We start from the raw sequence: 18,474 nt of genomic DNA, 5'->3' as shown, positions 1-18,474 counted from the left end.
CCGGGGCCCGGCCCCCCCCGGCCGTTCGCCCCCCCCGCCCCGGCCCCGCCGGCCGGGGCGGGTCCGGACCCTCCGTGACCCCTGCCGGACGGCCTAGTGCAGCCGCCAGTGGTACTTCCCACCGCCCACCCAGCGGACCACCTCCGGATCGTCCAGGTCGTGGACGGTGATGCCCGCCGCCTCCGACGCCAGCAGGATCACGTCCGTCATGGACTTCGCCGAACCGATCATCTCCCCGTCGACCTCCACGATGCGGAACGGCGGGTCGCCGGGCTGGACCCCCAGTACGGTGACCCGGGGGTGGGCGATGTGCGGGCTTGCGCTTTCGGTCATGCAGAGATCGCTTCCACGGCACGGCCGCCGGTAAGCAGGTTCGCGGCACGGACCGCGTCAGGCGGGCGTCAGCGGCGCGTCAGCATGGAGCGGGTGCCGTCGGCGGTGGCACCGAGCCGGGCGAGCCCCGGCCGGCCGAAGGCCCGGTCGGGCGGTGGGCCCGGAGAAATGGTTGGCTGCACCACGCATCCGCAGCGCAGAATGCGGCCATGAACCACCCGTCGGACGACGTCCCCGCCGATTCCCCGGCAGCCGGAACAGCAGACTGGATCACCACCCCCGTCACCGCGGACCTGCTGCGCGGCGCGCTGGAGCTGGAGCACACCGCACACGGGGTGCTGCCGCACCGGCTCCCCGCCCGGGCCCGGGCCCAGTGCGCCGACGGGCAGTTGGCCACGGCGGAGGCCCAGCCCTCGGGCGTACGAGTGGTGTTCCGCACCCGGGCCACCACCGTCGAGCTGGACGCACTGCGCACCAAGAACGCCTACCGGGGCGCTCCGCCCCGCCCCGACGGCGTGTACGACCTGCTCGTCGACGGCCGGCTGGCCAGGCAGGCATCGGTGACCGGGGGCAACATCCGGTCGGTGGACCTGACGACCGGGACGGCGCAGATCCGCAACGGACCCGTCGGCACCGTCCGGTTCTCCGGTCTCGCCGACCGGGTCAAGCACGTCGAGATCTGGCTGCCCCACAACGAGATCACCGAACTGGTGGCCCTGCGCACCGACGCACCCGTCGAGCCCGCGGCGGACTCCGGTCGCCGCACGTGGCTCCACCACGGCAGCTCGATCAGCCACGGGTCCGACGCGGCGAGCCCCAGTACGACCTGGCCCGCGCTGGCCGGCGCCCTGGCCGGCGTGGAGCTGACCAACCTCGGCCTGAGCGGCGGCGCCCTGCTCGACCCCTTCACCGCACGCGCCCTACGGGACACCCCCGCCGACCTGATCAGCATCAAGATCGGCATCAACCTCGTCAACACCGACCTGATGCGCCGGCGTGCCTTCGGCCCCGCGGTGCACGGCTTCCTCGACACGATCCGCGAGGGCCACCCCGCCACACCCCTCCTGGTCGTCTCGCCCGTCCTGTGCCCCATCCACGAGGACACCCCGGGCCCCAGCGCCCCGGACCTCGGCGAACTCACCGAGGGCAGGCTCCGGTTCCGGGCCGCGGGCGACCCCGCGGAGCGCGCTGCCGGCAAGCTCACCCTGGACGTCGTACGCGAGGAACTGGCCCGCCTCGTCGAGCAGCGCTCGGCCGACGACGAGAACCTCCACCACCTCGACGGGCGCGAGCTCTACGGCGAGGCGGACTTCGCCGAACTCCCGCTGCCCGACGGGCTCCACCCGGACGCCGCCACCCACCACCGCATGGGCGAACGCTTCGCCGAGCTGGCCTTCGGGCGCGGCGGCCCGTTCGCGCTCGGGCATGCGTGACCTGCGCATCCCGGGCGACCAGGGCACGGCTCACGGTCCTCGCGGCGGCCCGGTAGCGCCGTCGCCGTGGACCAGCTGCGTACCCCGGGCGGCGGCCCACCGGTCGGGGCCGCCGGCGAGGACGGTGAGGCGCTCGCGGCCGGCGCGCTGGAGCAGGCTGGCGGCCGTCATCGCGCGCTCGCCGTGGGCGCAGTGCACCAGGGTGCCGTCGTCGACGTCGCCGGCGTGCCCGGCGAGCGAGCCGAGCTCGATGTGGGCGGCACCGGGGATGTGACCGGCGGTGTGTTCGGCGCGCTGGCGTACGTCGAGCACCGGCCGCCCCGCGGCAGGGTCCGCGGCACGGTCGGCGGTGACGACGTCGACCGTCTGCGCCTCGCCTCCGGCGGCGAGCCAGGCGTCCAGTCCGCCGGCCAGGCGACCGGCCAGCCGTTCGTAGCCGATCTTGTACGCCTGCCAGACGATCTCGGCCGGGTCCTGCCGCTCGTCGGTGACGAATGCGAGGGGTGCGGAATCGGGCAGGAGCCAGCCCAGCCAGGTCGCGAACTGGTCGCGCAGCGCGATGGAGACCGAGCCGGGGACGTGACCGGCGGCGAAGTCCGCCGTGGGGCGCACATCGACCAGGTAGCCGCCCCGGCGGAGCAGGTCCTCGACCTGCGCCACGCTGAGGCCGGGCAGCTGCGGAGCGGCGGTCAGGACGCCCGGGCCGCGCCGGTTGGCCTCGGCGAGCCGCGCGAAATAGGCCGGGTAGCTGCCCAGGCCGGCTGTCAGAGTGCGTACGAAGGCGTCCTCGTCCGGGGCGGCGAGCAGCGGGTTGGTCCGCTTCTGCGCGCCGATCGTAGAGGTGCGCTCGCGGCCGGGTGGGGCCGAGCAGAAGGGACCGGCCCCGTGGGTGGGCCACAGCGCGACCTCGTCCGGCAGCGCGGCCAGCCGCCTCAGGGAGCGGTACTGGGCGCGGGCCAGCTCGTCGGCGCGGTCGGCGCCGAGCAGGTCGGTGCGCGCGGCCGAGTTCACGATCATCGAGCCCCCGCTGAACACCCCCAGCTCCCGCCCGCCGTCGAGCAGGACGAAGGACAGGTGCTCGGTGGTGTGGCCGGGAGTGGCCAGGGCCCGCAGGGTGAGGCCGCCCAGGTCCGTCTCGTCGCCGTCGGCCAGCGGCGTGTGGGGGAAGGCCCGCTGTCCGGCGGCCGAGGCCAGCACCTGCGCGCCGTCGTCGTGGGCGAGCTGGCGGGCGCCGGAGAGGAAGTCCGCGTGCAGGTGGGTGTCGGCGGCGAACGCCACCCGCAGTCCGCGCCGGGCGGCGGCCTCGCGCAGGGACCGCAGGTCCCGGCTGGCGTCCACGGCCAGCGCCCGTCCGTCCCCGAGGTCGACCAGGTACGCGCTGTTGCCCAGTCCCGCGTCGACCAGGGGCACCAGGTGATCGTCGGCGAAGCCCATGGTGCATCCCGTTCCCTTCGCGCACGGCAGAACCGGGCGGCCACACCTCACATCCGGCCACACCTCATATCTTCCATTCCCCTGCCGGACGCCACCACCAGCGGCCGCGGGCAGAGCCGGGACTCCCGCTTGCGCGTCGGCGGCGGCCGTCGCACAGGAGTCGGCCGCGGCGCAGCCGGCCGTCAGGCCGGCCACCGACGACGACGTGACGCGCGCGCTCGACGCGATCCGCCGGGCAGCCGCCCAGGGCGCCCGCACGCCGAGTGCCGCGCCAGATCCTCAGGGGGCGACGGGCAACTGGCGCTTGTGCTCGGTGAGGCGGTAGCGGTGGACGATCGTCCCGAAGGCCCGCTCGTCCACCGGCTTGCCCTCCAGGAAGTCGTCGATGTCGTCGTACGTGACCCCGAGCGCGTCCTCGTCGGCCTTGCCCGGGTCGAGGGTCTCCAGGTCGGCCGTCGGGGTCTTCCACACCAGCTCGGCGGGCGCGCCCAGCGCCTCCGCCACGGCGCGTACCCGGCGCTTGGTCAGGCCGGTGAGCGGGACCAGGTCGGCGGCGCCGTCGCCGAATTTGGTGAAGAAGCCGGAGACCGCCTCGGCGGCGTGGTCGGTGCCGACGACCAGGCCGTCGTACGCGCCGGCCACGGCGTACTGGGCGATCATGCGCTGCCGGGCCTTGATGTTGCCGTGGACGAAGTCCTGGTGGTGGGCGTCGCGGAAGGCGACCCCGGCGGCCAGCGAGGCCTCCAGCGCCGCGTCGCTCGCGGGCTTGACGTCCACGGTCAGCACGTGGTCGGCCTGGATGAAGGACAGGGCGAGCTGGGCGTCGCGCTCGTCGGCCTGGACCCCGTACGGCAGCCGCATCGCGTAGAACGTCGCCTCGTGCCCGGCGGCCCGCGCCCGCTCGACGGCGAGCTGGCACAGCCGGCCCGTGGTGGTGGAGTCGACGCCGCCGCTGATGCCGAGCACGAGGGAGCGCAGACCGGTGGAGGTGAGCCGCTCGGCGAGGAAGGCCACCCGGCGCTCGATCTCGTGCTCGGCCTCGAAGGTCTCGGCGACCTGGAGTTCCCGGGCGATCTCCTGCTGCAGGGCGATGGACGCCGGCTCGCTCACGTCTGCTCCTTGTTCCGCTTGTTCCGCTTGTTGCGCTTGACCCGCGTGTTCGGCGTGTTCCGCATGCTCCGCGGTGCGCTTCATGTCGTGGTGTGGCGCCCCACCCTACCCAGCGGGTGTCCTCCGCCGTTCCGGCAGGTCGGCGTACGACGGACCGCACGGATCCGGTCAAGGTGGGTGGCCGTTCGATGAACCGGACGCGGCCGGCGGCGGGTCGGTGAACGCAACGCAGCAGGTCACCGCTCGCCGCGCCGCCCCTTCACCGATGGTGATGGCGCGGTCACACCCCGCATGACCTGCCCGAACGACCATTCGGTGGCCGCTGACCGAACACCGCGTCCGAATATCGGTCATGCATGTGCAGGCCTCCTTCACATCAAGGCAAACTCGGCCGCGTCAAGTAGCTATCACAACCAACCGACGCTACGAACCTTTGAATTGAAAGCGAGTCTGCCGTGCGTTACCGCTTCGCCGCTGTCCCCGCCGCCGCCCTCCTCTGCCTGGCCGGCGCCACCGGGATGGCGGAGGCCAAGCCCGCAAGCCTGTACGCCCCCTCCGCCCTGGTCTTCGCCGTCGCCTCGGGGGACGACGCCGCCACCGGCACCGTCCTGCGGGCGTCCACCCTCAGCTGCGCACCGTCCGCGCAGGGCACGCACCCGGACCCGAAGGCCGCCTGCGCGGCCCTGAAGGCCACGGACGGGCAGTTCGACGGCCTGCTCGCCGCCCCGAACCCCGACCAGGTGTGTCCCATGCACTACGCCCCCGTCACCGTGACGGTGGACGGCGTGTGGCAGGGGAGCCGCGTCGCCTGGAAGCACACCTTCGCCAACTCCTGCACCATGTCCGCCACCCTGAACGGCAACGCCGTCTTCTCGTTCTGACGTACCCGGGCCCCACGCCCGCACCCGCACGGCTGCGCCGGGCCCACCGCCAGGGTCGGTGCAGCTCTCCCACCGGCCGGTCCGGGTACCGGCGGGGCGGAGCGCCCTACGCGGCCCCGCCGGGCAGGAGCGCCTGCGCCGCCGCGGCCGCCACCACCTCCGCGACCAGCGACAGCGCGGGGGAGTCGAGCTTCCACTGCTGCCAGTACAGCGGTACGTCCAGCGGTCGCCGAGGCGCCAGCAGGACCAGGGCGCCCGACCGGACCAGCGGCTCCGCCTGCGGCTGCGGCACCAGTCCCCAGCCCAGTCCCGAGGCGACGGCCTCACAGAACCCCTCCGACGTGGGCATGTAGTGGCGCATCGGCCCCGCGCCCTCGCCCTCGCCTGTGTCCGCCCTCTCGCCTGTGTCCGCCCCCTCGCCTGCGTCCGCGCCCTCGCCGACGCCCCCGTCGTCCGCCAGCGAGCGTACGAACACGTCCTGGAGCACGTCCCGCCGGTCGAAGACGATCACCGGCGCCCGCCGCAGCGCCCGCTCCAGCACCCCGGGCCGGGAGCTCTCCACCGCATCCGCCAGGTGCCGGGCGACGAAGTCTGGGCCGGCGACCGGCAGGTAGCGGGCCAGCCCCAGCCCGCGCACGCTGCACCCCGCCACCGGGTCGGGCGAGGACGTGACGGCGGCCATGACCTGGCCCTCGCGCAGCAGCGCGGTCGTGTGCGACTCGTCCTCCCGGTGCAGCTCGAAGAGGACCGGAGGATCCTGCGGCACCCGGGCGAGCGCGGGCAGGAACCAGGTGGCCAGCGAGTCCGCGTTGACCGCGATCGGCAGCCGTACGGCACCCCCTTCGCCCCGCGCCATGCCGAGCTCGGCGCGCGCGTCGCGCTCCAGCCGCGCCAGCTGCCGGGCGAAGCGCACCACGACATGCCCCGACTCGGTCGCCCGCACCGGCTTCGTGCGCATCAGCAGCACGCGCCCGGTCCGCTGTTCGAGGGCCTTGACCCGCTGGCTGACGGCGGAGGGGGTCACGTGGAGCGCGGCGGCCGCCGCGTCGAAGGTGCCCTCGTCCACCACCGCCAGCAGGGTCCGCACCTGGTCCAGGGGAAGCTCGTCCATCACGAGCGCTAATGGTACGTAAAAATCTTTAGCTGTACTGCATGGCGGCGCGTTCATATGGTCGGACGCATGAACAACGGCATCATCGCGGCGGCCCTCGCCGGCTTCGGCACCGGACTGTCCCTCATCGTCGCCATCGGCGCCCAGAACGCCTTCGTCCTGCGCCAGGGGGTGCGCCGACACGCCGTACTCGCCGTCGTCGCCATCTGCGCCGTGTCCGACGCGGTCCTCATCGCCCTCGGCGTCGCCGGGGTGGGCGCCTTCGTCACGGCCTGGCCGGCCGCGCTGACCGCGGTGGGCGTCATCGGCGGCGGCTTCCTGGTCTGCTACGGGATCCTCGCCGCCCGCCGCGTCCTGCGGCCCACCCCCGGCGCCGCCCTGGACGGCGAGGGACCCACGGCCGCCTCCCGCCGCCGGGCCGTGCTGACCTGCCTGGCCATGACCTGGCTCAACCCGCACGTCTACCTGGACACCGTCCTGCTGCTCGGCTCCCTGGCCGCCGACCGCGGAGACCTGCGCTGGGCCTTCGGCGCCGGGGCGGGACTGGCCAGCCTGACCTGGTTCGGCAGCCTCGGCTACGGTGCCCGCCTGCTCGGCGGCCTGCTCTCCAAGCCCTCCGCCTGGCGGGTCCTCGACGGCCTCGTGGCGGCGACCATGGTCACGATGGGCGGCATGCTGCTGGCCCGCGCCTGAACCCGGTCCGGCCGGCCCGCCCGCCCCGTCAGTCCTGGGGGATCCGCTCGTCGTCGGCCAGGTCGAGGAGCCGCATCACCCCGGCGTACCAGGCGTCGACGTCGACGCGCGGCCCGGTCCCGGCGCGCGCGTCGTCCAGGAGGCGCGTCCGGCTCTCGTCGGCCCACGCGCGTACGGCCGCCCGCGCGTCGGCAGGAGTCAGCGCGTCCGCGCCCAGGGCGGCGGCCGCCTCCTGCCACGTGGCCCCGTAGCGGACGGCACTGCGCAGGATGGAGCCGCGCTCCTGGGCCAGGCGCCTGCGGATGATCTCGCCCACGGCCAGACACCGCAGGTGCGGCAGCGCACCCCCCGGCCGGCCGCTCACCAGGGCATCGGAGCTCATGTCGATGTAGCGGTTCGCGAGCCGGCCGAAATCCGCGTCCGGGGGGATCTTCCCGAGTTCTTCGTCGTACACGTCGTACAGGTCGTACAGGCCGGACACGTCGCTCCGTTCGTCGAGGGTTGCCGTCTGGCCGTGGCATTCTCTCGCGGAGCGGCGACCCCGCCGTCCGTCAGTCCCGGAACATCAGGACCACGAAGGCGAGGACGACGCCCAGCGCCAGGGCGGCGACCCCGTACACCACCCGGTGGTCGCGCAGCACCGGGACGAAGCGGTCGAGGGCGAAGCGGCCGGGGCCGGTGAGGGCGAGTGTCGCGGCGGCGGCGATGATCAGGCTCTCGAGCTCGACACCCACCTGGCCGATCACCTCGCCGGCCCACTTCACCGCGATGGCGTTGATCATGACCCCGACGATCGCGGCGCCGGCCAGCGGCGTGAGCAGGCCGAGGATCAGCCCCAGGCCGCCGAGGGTCTCGGTGACGCCGGCGATCACGGCCATGGTCTCGCCCGCCGGGTAGCCGCCCTTCTCGAAGAACATTCCGGTCGTTTTCAGACCGGGCCCGTCGAACCACCGGAACAGCTTCTGGGTGCCGTGGACGGCCATGATCGCGCCGAGTACGAGTCGCAGCACGGGCAGGCCGATGTCGTACGGCGTGACGGCGGTGGCCGGGGTACGGGGGCCGGGGAAGATCGGTGCGGTGGTCATCCTCGCGCTTTCTGTGGGAGGGCCGGGCTGCGCCCGGAGAGGTCAGCAGATGCGGGGGAGCTGTTCGCCCAGGGGGAGGTCGATGACCCGGGTGCCGCCCAGGCCCGTGCGGGCCACGACCAGGCCCGGGTGGTCCGCCACCGCCTCGCCGATCACGGCTGCCCGGCGGCCCAGCGGGTGGGCGTGCATGGCGTCGAGGACCGCGTCGGCGTGCTCGCGGGGGACGAAGGCGACCAGCTTGCCCTCGTTCGCCACGTAGAACGGGTCCAGGCCCAGCACGGCGCAGGCGTTGGCGACCGCCGGCGGTACGGGGACGGCGCCCTCGCGGAGCACGACTCCGGTACCGGAGGCCGCCGCGATCTCGTTGAGGGAGGCGGCCAGTCCGCCACGCGTGGGGTCCCGCAGGACGTGCAGGTCGGGCGTGACCGCCAGCATGGCCTCGACGAGGCCCCCGAGGGCCGCGCAGTCGCTCGCGACGTCCACGCCGAACTCCAGGCCCTCCCGGACGCTCATGATCGCCACCCCGTGCAGCCCGATCTCGCCGCTGACGATCACCACGTCGCCGGGCACCACCCGCTGCGGGCGCAGGTCGACCCCCGCCGGGATCAGCCCGATGCCCGCCGTGTTGACGTAGACGCCGTCGCCGTGTCCGGCCTCGACGACCTTCGTGTCGCCGGTGGCCACCTCGACGCCGGCGGCGCGCGCGGCGGCGCCGAGCGCCTCCGCCACCCGGGCCACCGTGGCGACCTCGACCCCTTCCTCCAGGATGAACCCGCAGGACAGGTACGCCGCTGTGGCCCCGCTCATCGCCAGGTCGTTGACCGTGCCGTTGACGGCCAGGTCCCCGATGCTGCCGCCGGGGAAGAACAGCGGGCGCACGACGTAGGAATCGGTGGAGAAGGCCAGCCGGGCGCCGCCCAGGGTCAGTCGGGCGCTGTCGCCGAGGTCCGCCAGGGCCGGGCCGCCGTACGCGGGCGCGAAGACGTGCCGGACCAGCTCGGCGGAGAGCGCCCCGCCCCCGCCGTGGCCCATCACCACCCGGGGGTGGTCGCGCAGCGGGGCCGGGCAGGTCCAGCCGGTGATGTCGAGGGGGGCCGTCTCAGACAACGGGGGTCACCTCCGGGGCCGCGCCGCTGCGCGGTGGGGCCAGGTCCAGTCGGCGGTAGAGGTAGTACGCGGCGCACGCGCCCTCGCTGGACACCATCGTGGCCCCCAGCGGGTTGCGCGGCGTGCAGAGCGTGCCGAAGGCCGCGCACTCGTGCGGCTTGAGCAGCCCCTGGAGCACCTCCCCGCTCCGGCACTCCACCGGCTCCCGGGTCGTGATCCCGGACACCGAGAACCGGTGCTCGGCGTCGAACTCCCGGTACCGCTCGGACAGCCGCCAGCCGCTGTCGGGGATGACCCCGATACCGCGCCAGGCCCGGTCCGTCACCTCGAAGACGTCCGCCAGCATGGCCAGGGCGGCCGGGTTGCCCTCGGGCCGTACGGCACGCGCGTAGGCGTTCTCCACCACGTGCTCGCCGCGCTCCAGCTGCCGCACGGCACGCCGTACGCCCTCCAGGATGTCGAGCGGCTCGAAACCCGTGACCACGATCGGCACCCGGTGGCGCTCGGCCAGCTCCGGGTACTCCTGCACGCCCATCACACTGCACACGTGCCCGGCCGCGAGGAATCCCTGCACCCGGCAGCTCGGCGACCGCATGATCGCCTCGATCGCCGGGGGCACCCGCACGTGCGAGACCAGCAGGCTGAAGTTCGGGATGCCCAGGCGCTCGGCCTGGTACACCGTCATGGCGTTGGGCGGCGCCGTCGTCTCGAACCCGATGCCGAAGAACACCACCTCCTTGTCGGGGTTCCGGCGCGCGATCTCCAGGGCGTCGAGCGGGGAGTACACCACGCGCACGTCCCCGCCCTCCCCGCGCACGCGGAACAGGTCCCGGCCGGAGCCGGGGACGCGGAGCATGTCCCCGAAGGAGCAGAAGACCACCCCCGGCCGGGAGGCGATCTCCAGGGCCTTGTCGATCACCTCCAGCGGGGTCACGCACACCGGACACCCCGGCCCGTGGATCAACTCGATCCCCTCCGGCAGGAGTTGGTCGATCCCGTGCCGGATGATGGTGTGCGTCTGACCGCCGCACACCTCCATCAGCGCCCACGGCCGGGTGGTGATCGACCGGATGTCGTCCAGCAGCCGCCGGGCCAGCTGCGGATCCCGGAATTCCTCGAGGTACTTCACTGCTGCGCCGCCTCCCGCGGTCCGCTCCCGGCGGCGGGGACCGCCCCCGGGCCGTTGTCGAAGGGCCACTCCCCGTCCCCGGGAGGGCCGCCCGCCTCGGCGGCCGCCAGTTCCCACGGGTCCCCGAACTCCTCCTGCAGCATGCCGAGTTCGGCGAACAGCTCCAGGGTCTGCCGGGCCGAGTCCTCGTCCAGGCGCTGCAGGGCGAACCCGACGTGCACGATGGCGTACTCGCCGACCCGGAGGTCCGGCAGGTACTCCAGGCAGACCTCCTTGACCACCCCGCCGAAGTCGACCGTGGCCATGCGGGTGCCGTCCCGTTCGCCGATGTCAATCACCCTGCCGGGCACCGCCAGGCACATGGGCTCCTCCTCGCTCCGTCGTCGTCCGCTGTCGCTGCCGCTGCCGCGGCTGCTGCGTGCTCTGCCGGGCCGCCGCCACCATGAGCTGGCCGAGCGCCAGCCCGCCGTCGTTCGGGGGAACCCGTACGTGCCGCAGCACGGTGAACCCGGCTGCCCGCAGCAGTCGCGAACAGGCCGTCGACAGCAGGCTGTTGCAGAACACCCCGCCCGTCAGGGCGACGGTGTCCGGTCCGTACCGCTCGCGGGCCGCCGTGCTCAGCTCGGTGACCAGCTGCGCGACGGCGGCGTGGAAGCGGGCCGCGATCAGCGGGACCGGGGTGCCGGCGCGTACGTCGGCCACCACGGCGGCGAGCACCGGCCCGGGATCGGCGACGAGCGGGCCCGGACTGGGCGGGCCACCGGCCGGGCGGTCTGCGGCGCCGGCCGCCGCGCTGTCCGTCCGCAGACCGAACCGGTACCCGGGGCCCGGGTCCGTCCCCTCGGCCGCCAGGGCCGCGGCCTCCAGCTCGACGGCGGCCTGGGCCTCGTACCCGGCGAGCTGGCAGACCCCCGCGAGGGAGGAGACAGCGTCGAAGAGCCGCCCCATGCTGGAGGTCGGCGCGCAGTTCAGGTTCCGTTCCAACTGCCGTTCGAGCACGGCGCGTTCCCCGGGCGGGCAGGCGGCCGTGCAGGGCAGTTCCGGCGACCGGTCGAGCCCGGCGGCCCACAGGTGGGCCAGCGCCATCCGGTACGGCCGGCGCACCGCTGCGTCACCGCCCGGCAGGGGCACGTACGCCAGGTGGGCGAAGCGGCGGTAGCCGCGGTAGTCGGCGAGGAGCACCTCGCCTCCCCACACCGCTCCGTCGTCCCCGTAGCCGGTGCCGTCGAAGGCGATGCCGATCACCGGTGTGCTGCCGTCGAGGCCGTGCTCGGCGAGGGCGGAAGCGACATGGGCGTGGTGGTGCTGCACCCGGACGACCGGCCGGCCCCCGGCATGCGCGTCGGCCCACCGGGTCGAGCGGTAGCCGGGATGCAGGTCGGCGGCCAGGAGCCGGGGCGTGACTCCGGTGACGGACTCCAGCTGCCGCTCGGCCCGTTCGAACGCGGACTGCGTGGCGAGCGAGTCCATGTCGCCGATGTGCGCGGACAGCCAGGCCTGCCGGTCCCGGCCGAGGCAGAACACGTTCTTCAGGTCCCCGCCCGCCGCGAGGGTCTCGGGCACGGGCAGCGGGAGGGTCAGCGGCAGCGGCGCATGGCCGCGGGAGCGGCGTACGACCAGCGGCGCGCCGTCGCAGACCCGCACCACCGAGTCGTCGCAGGGCACATGGATGGCGCGGTCGTGCACGAGCCAGGCGTCGGCGATGCCCGCCAGCCGCTCCAGGGCCTCGGCGTCGTCGGTGACGATGGGCTCCCCCGAGAGGTTCGCGCTGGTCATCACCAGCAGCCGGGGGCCGGGCGGATCACCCGGCAGCCCGAGCAGCAGGTGGTGCACGGGGGTGTACGGGAGCATCAGGCCGAGGTCCGGGCAGCGCGGCGCCACCTCCTCGGCCACCTCCGCCGCGGCCGCGCCGGCGCGCCGCCGCAGCAGGACGACCGGACGCGCGGCACCGGTGAGCAGGGCCCGCTCCTCGGGGCCGACCCGGGCCAGCCGCTCCACGGCCGCCAGGTCCGCGGCCATCAGGGCGAACGGTTTGTCCCCCCGGCCCTTGCGGCGGCGCAGCTCCGCGACGGCCGCGCCCTGCGAGGCGTCACAGGCGAGGTGGTAGCCGCCGAGCCCCTTCACGGCGACGACCGCCCCCTCGGCGAGCAGCCGGCGCGCCCCGGCCACCGGGTCGCCGCAGTCCGCCTCGCGCGGCGGCCGACCGGCGAGCAGCCGCAGCCGGGGGCCGCAGGCCGGGCAGGCGACGGGCTGGGCGTGGAAGCGGCGGTCGGCGGGGTCGGCGTACTCCCGGGCGCAGTCCGGGCACATGGGGAAATCCGCCATGGTGGTGTGCGCGCGGTCGTACGGCAACGAGGTGACGATGGTGAACCGCGGCCCGCAGTGCGTGCACGTGATGAACGGGTGCCGGTACCGCCGGTCGGCCGGGTCGCGGAGCTCGGCCAGGCAGTCGGCGCAGGTGGCGGTGTCGGGGGAGACGAGGGTGCGGGCGGTGCCCTCGGCCCGGGAGGGCACGATGGCGAACCCGGTGGTGCCCGCGGCCGGCAGCTCGCGGTGGTGGACCGCCTCGACGTACGCGAGCGGCGGTGCGTCCGCGGCGAGCCGCTCGCAGAACTCCCGTACGGCCGCGGCCGGTCCCTCCACCTCGGCGACGACCCCCTCGGAGGTGTTGGTCACGTGCCCGGCCAGGCCGAGCGCGGTCGCCCGGGTGTAGACGTACGGGCGGAACCCCACGCCCTGCACGACGCCGCGCACGGTGATCCGGCGGCGCTGGACCCTCCCCATCGAATGCGCCGCCGCTCAGTGCGAGGGCGCCGCGGCTGCGGGCACGTCGTCGTGGCGGTCCTGCCCGGGACCGTGGTCGTGGGCGTGATGGTGGTCGTGGTGCGTGTGCGGTCGGCCGGCCATCACCGGGGTGTGCGCGGGGGCGCCCGCGCCGACGGCGAGCGCCCGGTCGAGCAGGACGCCCAGGCCCGTACCCCGCCGCGCCGAGGTCAGGACCACCTCCACGCCGGGGTTGACCTGCTCGACATGGCGGCGGAAGGCCGCCTCGTCGAACTCCGCGGCGGCCGCCAGGTCCGACTTGGTGACCAGGACCAGCTGGGCCAGCCCGAAGGCCGTCGGGTACTTCAGCGGTTTGTCCTCACCCTCGGTGACCGAGGCGAGCACCACGCGCAGGCTCTCCCCGAGGTCGTAGGAGGCGGGACAGACGAGATTGCCGACGTTCTCCACGAACAGCAGCCGGGTCCGCTCGGGCAGCCAGCCGTCGAGGTGACGGCCCAGCATCCCCGCCTCCAGATGGCACAGGCCGTCCGTGAGGACCTGCTTGACCGGAACCCCCGAGCGGGCGAGCCGCACCGCGTCGTTCTCGGTGGCCAGGTCGGCGGTGAGCGCGGCCGCGGCGACGCCGCGCTCCCTGGCGAGCCCCAGCTCGCGCTCCAGCAGCTCCGTCTTGCCGCTGCCGGGGCTGGAGAGCAGGTTGACGGTGGTGGTGCCGGCGGCGGTGAGCCGGGCGCGCAGCACCTGCGCGGCCTCGTCGTTCCTGGCGAGCACCGCCTGCTTGAGGTCGACCACTCGGCACATGGTTCAGCGCTCCTCGGGGATCGGTTCGCGGACACGCACGCAGTCGGGGCCGTCCTCCCAGGTCACGGCCGCGATCTGCAGTTCACGTCCGGACAGCAGTTCGGTGCCGGCCGCCGAGCCGCAGCCCGGGCAGCACAGGTCGGGCGGCATGCCCACGGCCCACGCGGTGGCACAGGGCAGGCAGCGGGCGCGGGCGGGTACCGCGTCGGTGACCAGCGCGGCGCCCTCCAGCACCGTGCCGGCGCAGGCGAGCTCGAAGCAGAAGGCGAGTGCGTCGGGCACGACTCCGGCCAACTCGCCGACCTGGAGCCGGACTTCACCGACGGCGCGGGCACCGCCGGCCCGGGCCGCCTCTTCCACCTGGGCCACCACGGCCATGGCGATCGACATCTCGTGCATGGGACTCCGTCCTGCCGCGGCTCATTACATCGGCAGGAAGGGGGCTGCGGCGTCGGGCTCGCCGTCGCGCCCCGCGTCCCGTACTCCGAACGGGCGGGAGCCGGGCGCGGCAGCGGCTCCCGCGCCCGGCTCCCGGACCGCCGAGCCGGCGGCCGGGCTCAGATCCGGCGGATGCGCAGGTAGCGCTTGAGGTCGGGCAGGAGTCGGGCCAGGACGGCGACGAACGAGACGGCCAGCACACCGCCGACGACGGTCTTCTTCACGGTTCCTCCTTCAGCTCTTGCTTCAGCTCTCGGGGAGTCCGGCGCGGGTGCGCACGCGGGTGCGCGCCTGCTGCGCGCCGGTGTCGGGATCCGCTTCCCGGAGCAGCTCCAGGACCGTCCGCACGGCCTCGGGGACGGCTGCCTCGACCGGCGGGCTCAGCCCGATGCCCTCCTCGACACAGGCGGGTTCGCATCCCACGACGAGGATCCGCCGCGGTGGGCTGCTGCCGGTGCCCGCGCACAAGGTGCCCAACAGGGCCAGGACGGTGTCCGGGGACATCTGGTGGCCGTCGAGCGCGACAGGCCGGTCCGGGTCGGCGGGGACCGGCCCGCCGCCTGCTCCCGGGTCGACCTCGATCAGGTACAGCGTCCCGGGGGCGCCGCCCCGGGCGGTGGCGTCGACCAGGATCAGGGTGTCGTAGCCGTCGAGCAGCTGATAGGCGAGGTGCACGCCCCGTACGCCGAAGTCGACCGCCTCGGCGCCGCCGGGCAGCGGCAGCCCGGCCAGCCTCCGTACGGTCTCCACGCCGAAGCCGTCGTCGCCCAGGAAGACGTTCCCGATCCCTGCGACCAGTGTGGTGCCGCTCACTCGTCCTCCACGGCCCCGGCCCCGTCGGGCAGCGGGCACACCTCGTCGGGCTGGAAGTACAGGAAGCGCCGCTGCTCGCGGCGGATGTCGGCGCCGGGGTCGCCCACCACGGTGACGGCCAGGTGCACACCCCCGTCGACGTCGTGGAGCACGTCCTCGACCAGCGCCTCGCTGTCCCGGAGGAAGAGGTCCTGGGCGTCGGTGCGGCGCAGCCCGGGCCGCAGCAGCACCCGGCTGCCGGGGCCGACCAGGGCGCCGTCGATCCGGATGCGGTCCGGGGCCGGGCCGGCCGGGTCCGCCCCGGCGGGATCCCACCAGGGAGTCTCCGGCCGGAACACGGACACCTGGTCGCCGGCGGCCGCGTACGGGTCCGGAGCGGCCGGGTCCGCGCCTGGGACGGCTGCGTACGCCTCCCAGGGGACCGCGGGGCCGTCCTCGCCCGTGATCTCCCGCAGGGAGCGCACCGCGCCGTGCAGGCGCTCCAGGACCTCGGGCGGCATCGACTCGGCGAGGTCGACGACGGCCGCCGCGCGCGCGTCCGTCCCGCGCGCCTCGCGCTTCTCCGCATCGGTCAGGGCCGCGGTGCGCAGCGCGAGGATCTCGTCGATCTCGGTGGCGTCGTACATGGCCCCGGCGCTCTCCGGGGCGATCGCCGGATGGTCCTCCAGGATGATCGGGGAGGACAGCACCACGTCGGCCGCGCCCCCGGCACCGGCGAGCACAGGCCAGGTGTGCCGGTTGACGCAGGCGGCCGCCTCGTGCCGGGCCCATTCGGGCGGGTCCGTCAAGGAGATGAAGGAGCCCGCGCCGAGGCCGAGCAGCAGATGGGCCGAGACGAGGGAGTGCGGCAGCGCCGCGTCCCGGTCGGTGGCCTCGCCGGCTCCGCCCGGGGACCAGCTGCTGGTGTTCTCGACGACCACGGTGAGCCGGAAGGCCCGGTAGGGGACGGGCAGTCCGGCGGCGTGCAGCCGTACCGCCCCCGTGACGGCCTCGGTGCGCCTCACCAGTCGGCCCACGGTACGGCCGGCGGCATCGAGGACGGTCTCGGTCTCCTCCCGGGCCGGCAGGCCGAACGGCAGGACGACCGCCTCGCCGGTCAGTTCCGCGACCGGCAGGGTCACTTCGATGCGCTCCTCGGCGCCCTCGTCCCAGGGGACCAGGACCCGGTCGGGCAGGTGGAGTTCCTCGGTGCCGGCGAAGCCGCCGTCGGGGAGGAGCCGTTGGACGGTGCGCCGGCGCGCGTGCAGGAAGCGCAGTTCGACGGTGAGCGCGTCGTCGCCGCGCGGCTCCATGAGGACTTGCGTCTGCGAGGCGGAGTGCTCGCCGTGCGCGGGCCCCCACGCGGGCGGCACGAGCACACCGAACTGCCAGCGCAGCCGGTTCTTCGCGGCCGACGCCCGGTACGGGTAGAGGACGTAGCCCTCGAAGAGGACGGCGTCGGCGACCTGCCGGGCATGGTCGAAGCGGGACGCGGTGGCGGTGGCCGTGGTCCCGGCGGTGGCCGTGGCTGCGGTCGGCGGGGCGTTCACGGTGCGGGCCTCCCGCCGGTCCGGGTCAGTGGTGCGCCGGGCAGCCCCGGCAGCCGGCCGGTCCGCCGGTCGGCAGTCGGCTCCGCCGCGGACGCCGCGTCGAGCAGTGCCCGTACGGTCGTCTCCCAGGACGCCAGCGCGTGCCGCGAACGGTAGGCGAGGAGCGCGTCCATGGTGTCGCGGGGCAGCCGCAGCCAGCCGCAGCCGGGGAAGTGCTGCTCGATCATCTCGTGCCACACGGCTACGGGCAGCCGGCACGGTGCCTCGCAGTCCCAGGCCACGGGGTCGACGTGGAAGCCCCCGGCACCGGTGAAGGCGGTGCCGGAGAACAGCAGCAGCAGCGGTGCCTCGCCGTCCCGGAGCGCGTCGAAGTACCGGGTGGCCGCGACGTCCATGTCGTAGGTGCAGGGCACCGGCAGGTCCACCTCGGTCTCCCCGGTGAACCCCGGCACCATCAGCGGCACCTGCGCGAACTGCAGGGGCTTGAGGCTGGTCGCCCAGCGCGAGCGCTCGCCGAAGAGGTCGGCCAGACCCGCCGCCTCGGCCGGTGCGTACGCCGGCCGCCGGGCGGGTTCGATCCGCAGCTGGCAGCGCAGGGCGAGGGCGTGGACCCGGGTCCGGGGGGAGGCGGTGATGCGCAGCCGGAAGACCAGGGTGGGCCCCGCGGCGTACGGGTCGGCCCGGACAGTGGTACAGGCGAAGGAGAAGTCCGTCACGGCCGCACCTCGGTCCCGTCCGCGGTCCTGTCCGCGCTCCTGTCTTTGGCCCCGTCGGCGTCCCGGTCCGCCACGTGGGACCGGCGCTCGACGCGCTCGAAGAACTCCCGCAGCGCGGCCCGGGCCTCGGCGCCGCCGTCGAAGCCCTGCCACAGCAGGCGCATCCGGCCGACGAGCTCGTAGCAGGCGTCGACCGGCACCAGGTGGCAGGTGGTCCGGCCGTCCGCGCGGTGCAGCAGCAGCGCCTCCACGTCGGGCCGGAGCAACTGCCCGAGGCGGGTGGCGCCGAGGACGGACTGCGCGGCGGAGGGGTCGAGTTCGCTCTCGGTGGCGCCCGCGGGGCTGGGGTAGAGCGCGACGAGGCGGTCGAGGGCGGCGTTGCGGAAGAGGAACGCGACGGACACCGGGATGCGGAGCAGTTCCCAGGCGGTGTCGTCCAGCCGGTGGCCGGGATCGGAGAGCCAGCGGTCCGGCACGGCGCGAAACCTCCCCGTGGCGGCGCCGGGCCGGTCGAAGAGCACCGCGCAGGCCCGGCAGGCGCAGACGAGCGACCGCCGGTCGGCGTCCACCAGGTGGCGGTGTCCGCCGTCCGCCACGACCGCCCCGCACAACTCGCAGACCTCGTCGCCCCGAGCCGGCCGCGCCCCGACGAACCGCCGCAGCCCACCGCCCAGCCCGGCCCGGGGGTCTGTCACCCCGGAGTCCGCGGTCCCGTACGCCGTCCCGGACCCCGTCCCGGACGGCCGTGCCCCGGAGTCCGCTGTCTCGCACGCGGTCTTGGACGGCCGTGCTCCGGAGTCCGCGGTCCCGTACGCCGTCGCGGACGGCCGTGCCCCGGATGCTGCGGTCGCGTACGCCGTCTTGGACGGCCCTGCCCCGGGCGTCGCTGTCCCGGAGGCCGTCACCCCGGGCGCCCTTGCCTCGCAGGCTTCAGTCCCGTACGCCGTTTCGGACGGCCCTGCCCCTGACGTCGCTGTCCCGGAGGCCGTCACCCCGGACGCCCATGCCTCGCAGGCTGCCGTCCCGGGCGGCCTTGCCCCGGGGGCCGCTGCCCCGGGCGCCCTGGCCCCGGAGGCCGCC

20 protein-coding genes are annotated in these 18,474 nt (G+C 74.8%); 3 read left to right on the top strand and 17 right to left on the bottom strand.

Annotation, left to right across the window (positions count from 1 at the left end; all coding sequences use genetic code 11):
• Positions 1 to 93 precede the first annotated feature (93 nt).
• Complete coding sequence (locus GPJ59_RS20340; RefSeq protein WP_219668642.1) at positions 94 to 333, bottom strand: hypothetical protein; 240 nt, start codon at positions 331 to 333, stop codon at positions 94 to 96.
• A 209-nt stretch (positions 334 to 542) separates the two neighbouring features.
• Here GPJ59_RS20340 and GPJ59_RS20335 point away from each other — a divergent pair, with 209 nt between their 5' ends.
• Positions 543 to 1,766, top strand: a complete 1,224-nt coding sequence (locus tag GPJ59_RS20335) for a GDSL-type esterase/lipase family protein (RefSeq protein WP_219668641.1) — start codon at positions 543 to 545, stop codon at positions 1,764 to 1,766.
• A 30-nt stretch (positions 1,767 to 1,796) separates the two neighbouring features.
• On the opposite strand, the gene GPJ59_RS20330 is transcribed toward GPJ59_RS20335, so the two are convergent.
• Together GPJ59_RS20330 and nadE are read right to left on the bottom strand one after the other, a co-directional pair.
• Positions 1,797 to 3,200: an MBL fold metallo-hydrolase gene (locus GPJ59_RS20330; protein WP_219668640.1), complete on the bottom strand. Its 1,404-nt coding sequence runs from the start codon at positions 3,198 to 3,200 to the stop codon at positions 1,797 to 1,799.
• A gap of 279 nt (positions 3,201 to 3,479) precedes the next feature.
• On the bottom strand, positions 3,480 to 4,310 hold the full coding sequence (gene nadE, locus GPJ59_RS20325; RefSeq protein WP_308120388.1) for an ammonia-dependent NAD(+) synthetase: 831 nt from the start codon (positions 4,308 to 4,310) through the stop codon (positions 3,480 to 3,482).
• Positions 4,311 to 4,828: 518 nt separating this feature from the next.
• On the opposite strand from nadE, the gene GPJ59_RS20320 reads away from it, so the two are divergent.
• A complete protein-coding gene (locus GPJ59_RS20320) occupies positions 4,829 to 5,191 on the top strand; it encodes a subtilase-type protease inhibitor (RefSeq protein WP_219668647.1) in 363 nt (120 codons plus the stop codon).
• A gap of 106 nt (positions 5,192 to 5,297) precedes the next feature.
• On the opposite strand, the gene GPJ59_RS20315 is transcribed toward GPJ59_RS20320, so the two are convergent.
• The gene (locus tag GPJ59_RS20315) at positions 5,298 to 6,302 is read right to left on the bottom strand and encodes a LysR family transcriptional regulator ArgP (RefSeq protein WP_219668646.1); all 1,005 of its coding nucleotides are present in this window, start codon (positions 6,300 to 6,302) and stop codon (positions 5,298 to 5,300) included.
• Positions 6,303 to 6,371: 69 nt separating this feature from the next.
• Here GPJ59_RS20315 and GPJ59_RS20310 point away from each other — a divergent pair, with 69 nt between their 5' ends.
• The gene (locus tag GPJ59_RS20310; RefSeq protein ID WP_219668639.1) at positions 6,372 to 6,995 is read left to right on the top strand and encodes a LysE/ArgO family amino acid transporter; all 624 of its coding nucleotides are present in this window, start codon (positions 6,372 to 6,374) and stop codon (positions 6,993 to 6,995) included.
• 28 nt (positions 6,996 to 7,023) lie between these two features.
• Here the strand turns inward: GPJ59_RS20310 and GPJ59_RS20305 are convergent, their stop codons facing one another.
• The 13 genes from GPJ59_RS20305 to GPJ59_RS20255 all read right to left on the bottom strand — a co-directional run bounded on the left by GPJ59_RS20305 (position 7,024) and on the right by GPJ59_RS20255 (position 18,089).
• Positions 7,024 to 7,476, bottom strand: a complete 453-nt coding sequence (locus tag GPJ59_RS20305; RefSeq protein WP_219668638.1) for a hypothetical protein — start codon at positions 7,474 to 7,476, stop codon at positions 7,024 to 7,026.
• A gap of 70 nt (positions 7,477 to 7,546) precedes the next feature.
• Positions 7,547 to 8,080, bottom strand: a complete 534-nt coding sequence (locus GPJ59_RS20300) for a DoxX family protein (RefSeq protein ID WP_219668637.1) — start codon at positions 8,078 to 8,080, stop codon at positions 7,547 to 7,549.
• Positions 8,081 to 8,122: 42 nt separating this feature from the next.
• On the bottom strand, positions 8,123 to 9,187 hold the full coding sequence (gene hypE, locus GPJ59_RS20295; protein WP_308120386.1) for a hydrogenase expression/formation protein HypE: 1,065 nt from the start codon (positions 9,185 to 9,187) through the stop codon (positions 8,123 to 8,125).
• Complete coding sequence (hypD, locus tag GPJ59_RS20290; protein ID WP_219668636.1) at positions 9,180 to 10,316, bottom strand: hydrogenase formation protein HypD; 1,137 nt, start codon at positions 10,314 to 10,316, stop codon at positions 9,180 to 9,182. The genes hypE and hypD overlap by 8 nt, the downstream gene beginning before the upstream one ends.
• Positions 10,313 to 10,678 (bottom strand): HypC/HybG/HupF family hydrogenase formation chaperone, encoded by a 366-nt coding sequence (locus GPJ59_RS20285; protein WP_219668635.1) that lies wholly within the window; start codon positions 10,676 to 10,678, stop codon positions 10,313 to 10,315. Before GPJ59_RS20285 ends, hypD begins: the two co-directional genes overlap by 4 nt.
• Entirely contained in the window at positions 10,647 to 13,100 is a 2,454-nt protein-coding gene (gene hypF, locus GPJ59_RS20280) for a carbamoyltransferase HypF (RefSeq protein ID WP_219668634.1), read from the bottom strand. Before hypF ends, GPJ59_RS20285 begins: the two co-directional genes overlap by 32 nt.
• 15 nt (positions 13,101 to 13,115) lie before the next feature.
• Positions 13,116 to 13,898 (bottom strand): hydrogenase nickel incorporation protein HypB, encoded by a 783-nt coding sequence (gene hypB / locus GPJ59_RS20275; protein WP_219668633.1) that lies wholly within the window; start codon positions 13,896 to 13,898, stop codon positions 13,116 to 13,118.
• 3 nt (positions 13,899 to 13,901) lie between these two features.
• Positions 13,902 to 14,297 carry a hydrogenase maturation nickel metallochaperone HypA/HybF gene (locus GPJ59_RS20270; RefSeq protein WP_219668632.1) on the bottom strand — a complete coding sequence of 132 codons (396 nt, stop codon included), beginning with the start codon at positions 14,295 to 14,297 and terminating at the stop codon, positions 13,902 to 13,904.
• Positions 14,298 to 14,455: 158 nt separating this feature from the next.
• Positions 14,456 to 14,560: a DUF6893 family small protein gene (locus GPJ59_RS38910; RefSeq protein ID WP_374200876.1), complete on the bottom strand. Its 105-nt coding sequence runs from the start codon at positions 14,558 to 14,560 to the stop codon at positions 14,456 to 14,458.
• A gap of 22 nt (positions 14,561 to 14,582) precedes the next feature.
• Positions 14,583 to 15,149: a hydrogenase maturation protease gene (locus tag GPJ59_RS37645; protein WP_308120385.1), complete on the bottom strand. Its 567-nt coding sequence runs from the start codon at positions 15,147 to 15,149 to the stop codon at positions 14,583 to 14,585.
• Positions 15,146 to 16,678, bottom strand: coding sequence for a hypothetical protein (locus GPJ59_RS37640; protein ID WP_308120384.1), 1,533 nt, complete (start codon positions 16,676 to 16,678; stop codon positions 15,146 to 15,148). Before GPJ59_RS37640 ends, GPJ59_RS37645 begins: the two co-directional genes overlap by 4 nt.
• Entirely contained in the window at positions 16,675 to 17,394 is a 720-nt protein-coding gene (locus GPJ59_RS20260; RefSeq protein ID WP_219668631.1) for a DUF6084 family protein, read from the bottom strand. Before GPJ59_RS20260 ends, GPJ59_RS37640 begins: the two co-directional genes overlap by 4 nt.
• On the bottom strand, positions 17,391 to 18,089 hold the full coding sequence (locus GPJ59_RS20255; protein ID WP_308120383.1) for a DUF5947 family protein: 699 nt from the start codon (positions 18,087 to 18,089) through the stop codon (positions 17,391 to 17,393). Before GPJ59_RS20255 ends, GPJ59_RS20260 begins: the two co-directional genes overlap by 4 nt.
• Positions 18,090 to 18,474: the final 385 nt, after the last annotated feature.

Source organism: Streptomyces bambusae (genome assembly GCF_019400985.1).
GTDB classification, from domain to species: domain Bacteria; phylum Actinomycetota; class Actinomycetes; order Streptomycetales; family Streptomycetaceae; genus Streptomyces; species Streptomyces bambusae_A.
This window is presented reverse-complemented; position numbering and strand designations above follow the sequence as displayed.

What these genes read in the sequence shown, in the direction of transcription:
- GPJ59_RS20340 (WP_219668642.1), bottom strand. Translation starts at nt 333, where the DNA reads ATGACCGAAAGCGCAAGCCCGCACATCGCCCACCCCCGGGTCACCGTA.
- GPJ59_RS20335 (WP_219668641.1), top strand. Translation starts at nt 543, where the DNA reads ATGAACCACCCGTCGGACGACGTCCCCGCCGATTCCCCGGCAGCCGGA.
- GPJ59_RS20330 (WP_219668640.1), bottom strand. Translation starts at nt 3,200, where the DNA reads ATGGGCTTCGCCGACGATCACCTGGTGCCCCTGGTCGACGCGGGACTG.
- GPJ59_RS20320 (WP_219668647.1), top strand. Translation starts at nt 4,829, where the DNA reads ATGGCGGAGGCCAAGCCCGCAAGCCTGTACGCCCCCTCCGCCCTGGTC.
- GPJ59_RS20315 (WP_219668646.1), bottom strand. Translation starts at nt 6,302, where the DNA reads ATGGACGAGCTTCCCCTGGACCAGGTGCGGACCCTGCTGGCGGTGGTG.
- GPJ59_RS20310 (WP_219668639.1), top strand. Translation starts at nt 6,372, where the DNA reads ATGAACAACGGCATCATCGCGGCGGCCCTCGCCGGCTTCGGCACCGGA.
- GPJ59_RS20300 (WP_219668637.1), bottom strand. Translation starts at nt 8,080, where the DNA reads ATGACCACCGCACCGATCTTCCCCGGCCCCCGTACCCCGGCCACCGCC.
- GPJ59_RS20285 (WP_219668635.1), bottom strand. Translation starts at nt 10,678, where the DNA reads ATGTGCCTGGCGGTGCCCGGCAGGGTGATTGACATCGGCGAACGGGAC.
- hypF (WP_219668634.1), bottom strand. Translation starts at nt 13,100, where the DNA reads ATGGGGAGGGTCCAGCGCCGCCGGATCACCGTGCGCGGCGTCGTGCAG.
- hypB (WP_219668633.1), bottom strand. Translation starts at nt 13,898, where the DNA reads ATGTGCCGAGTGGTCGACCTCAAGCAGGCGGTGCTCGCCAGGAACGAC.
- GPJ59_RS20270 (WP_219668632.1), bottom strand. Translation starts at nt 14,297, where the DNA reads ATGCACGAGATGTCGATCGCCATGGCCGTGGTGGCCCAGGTGGAAGAG.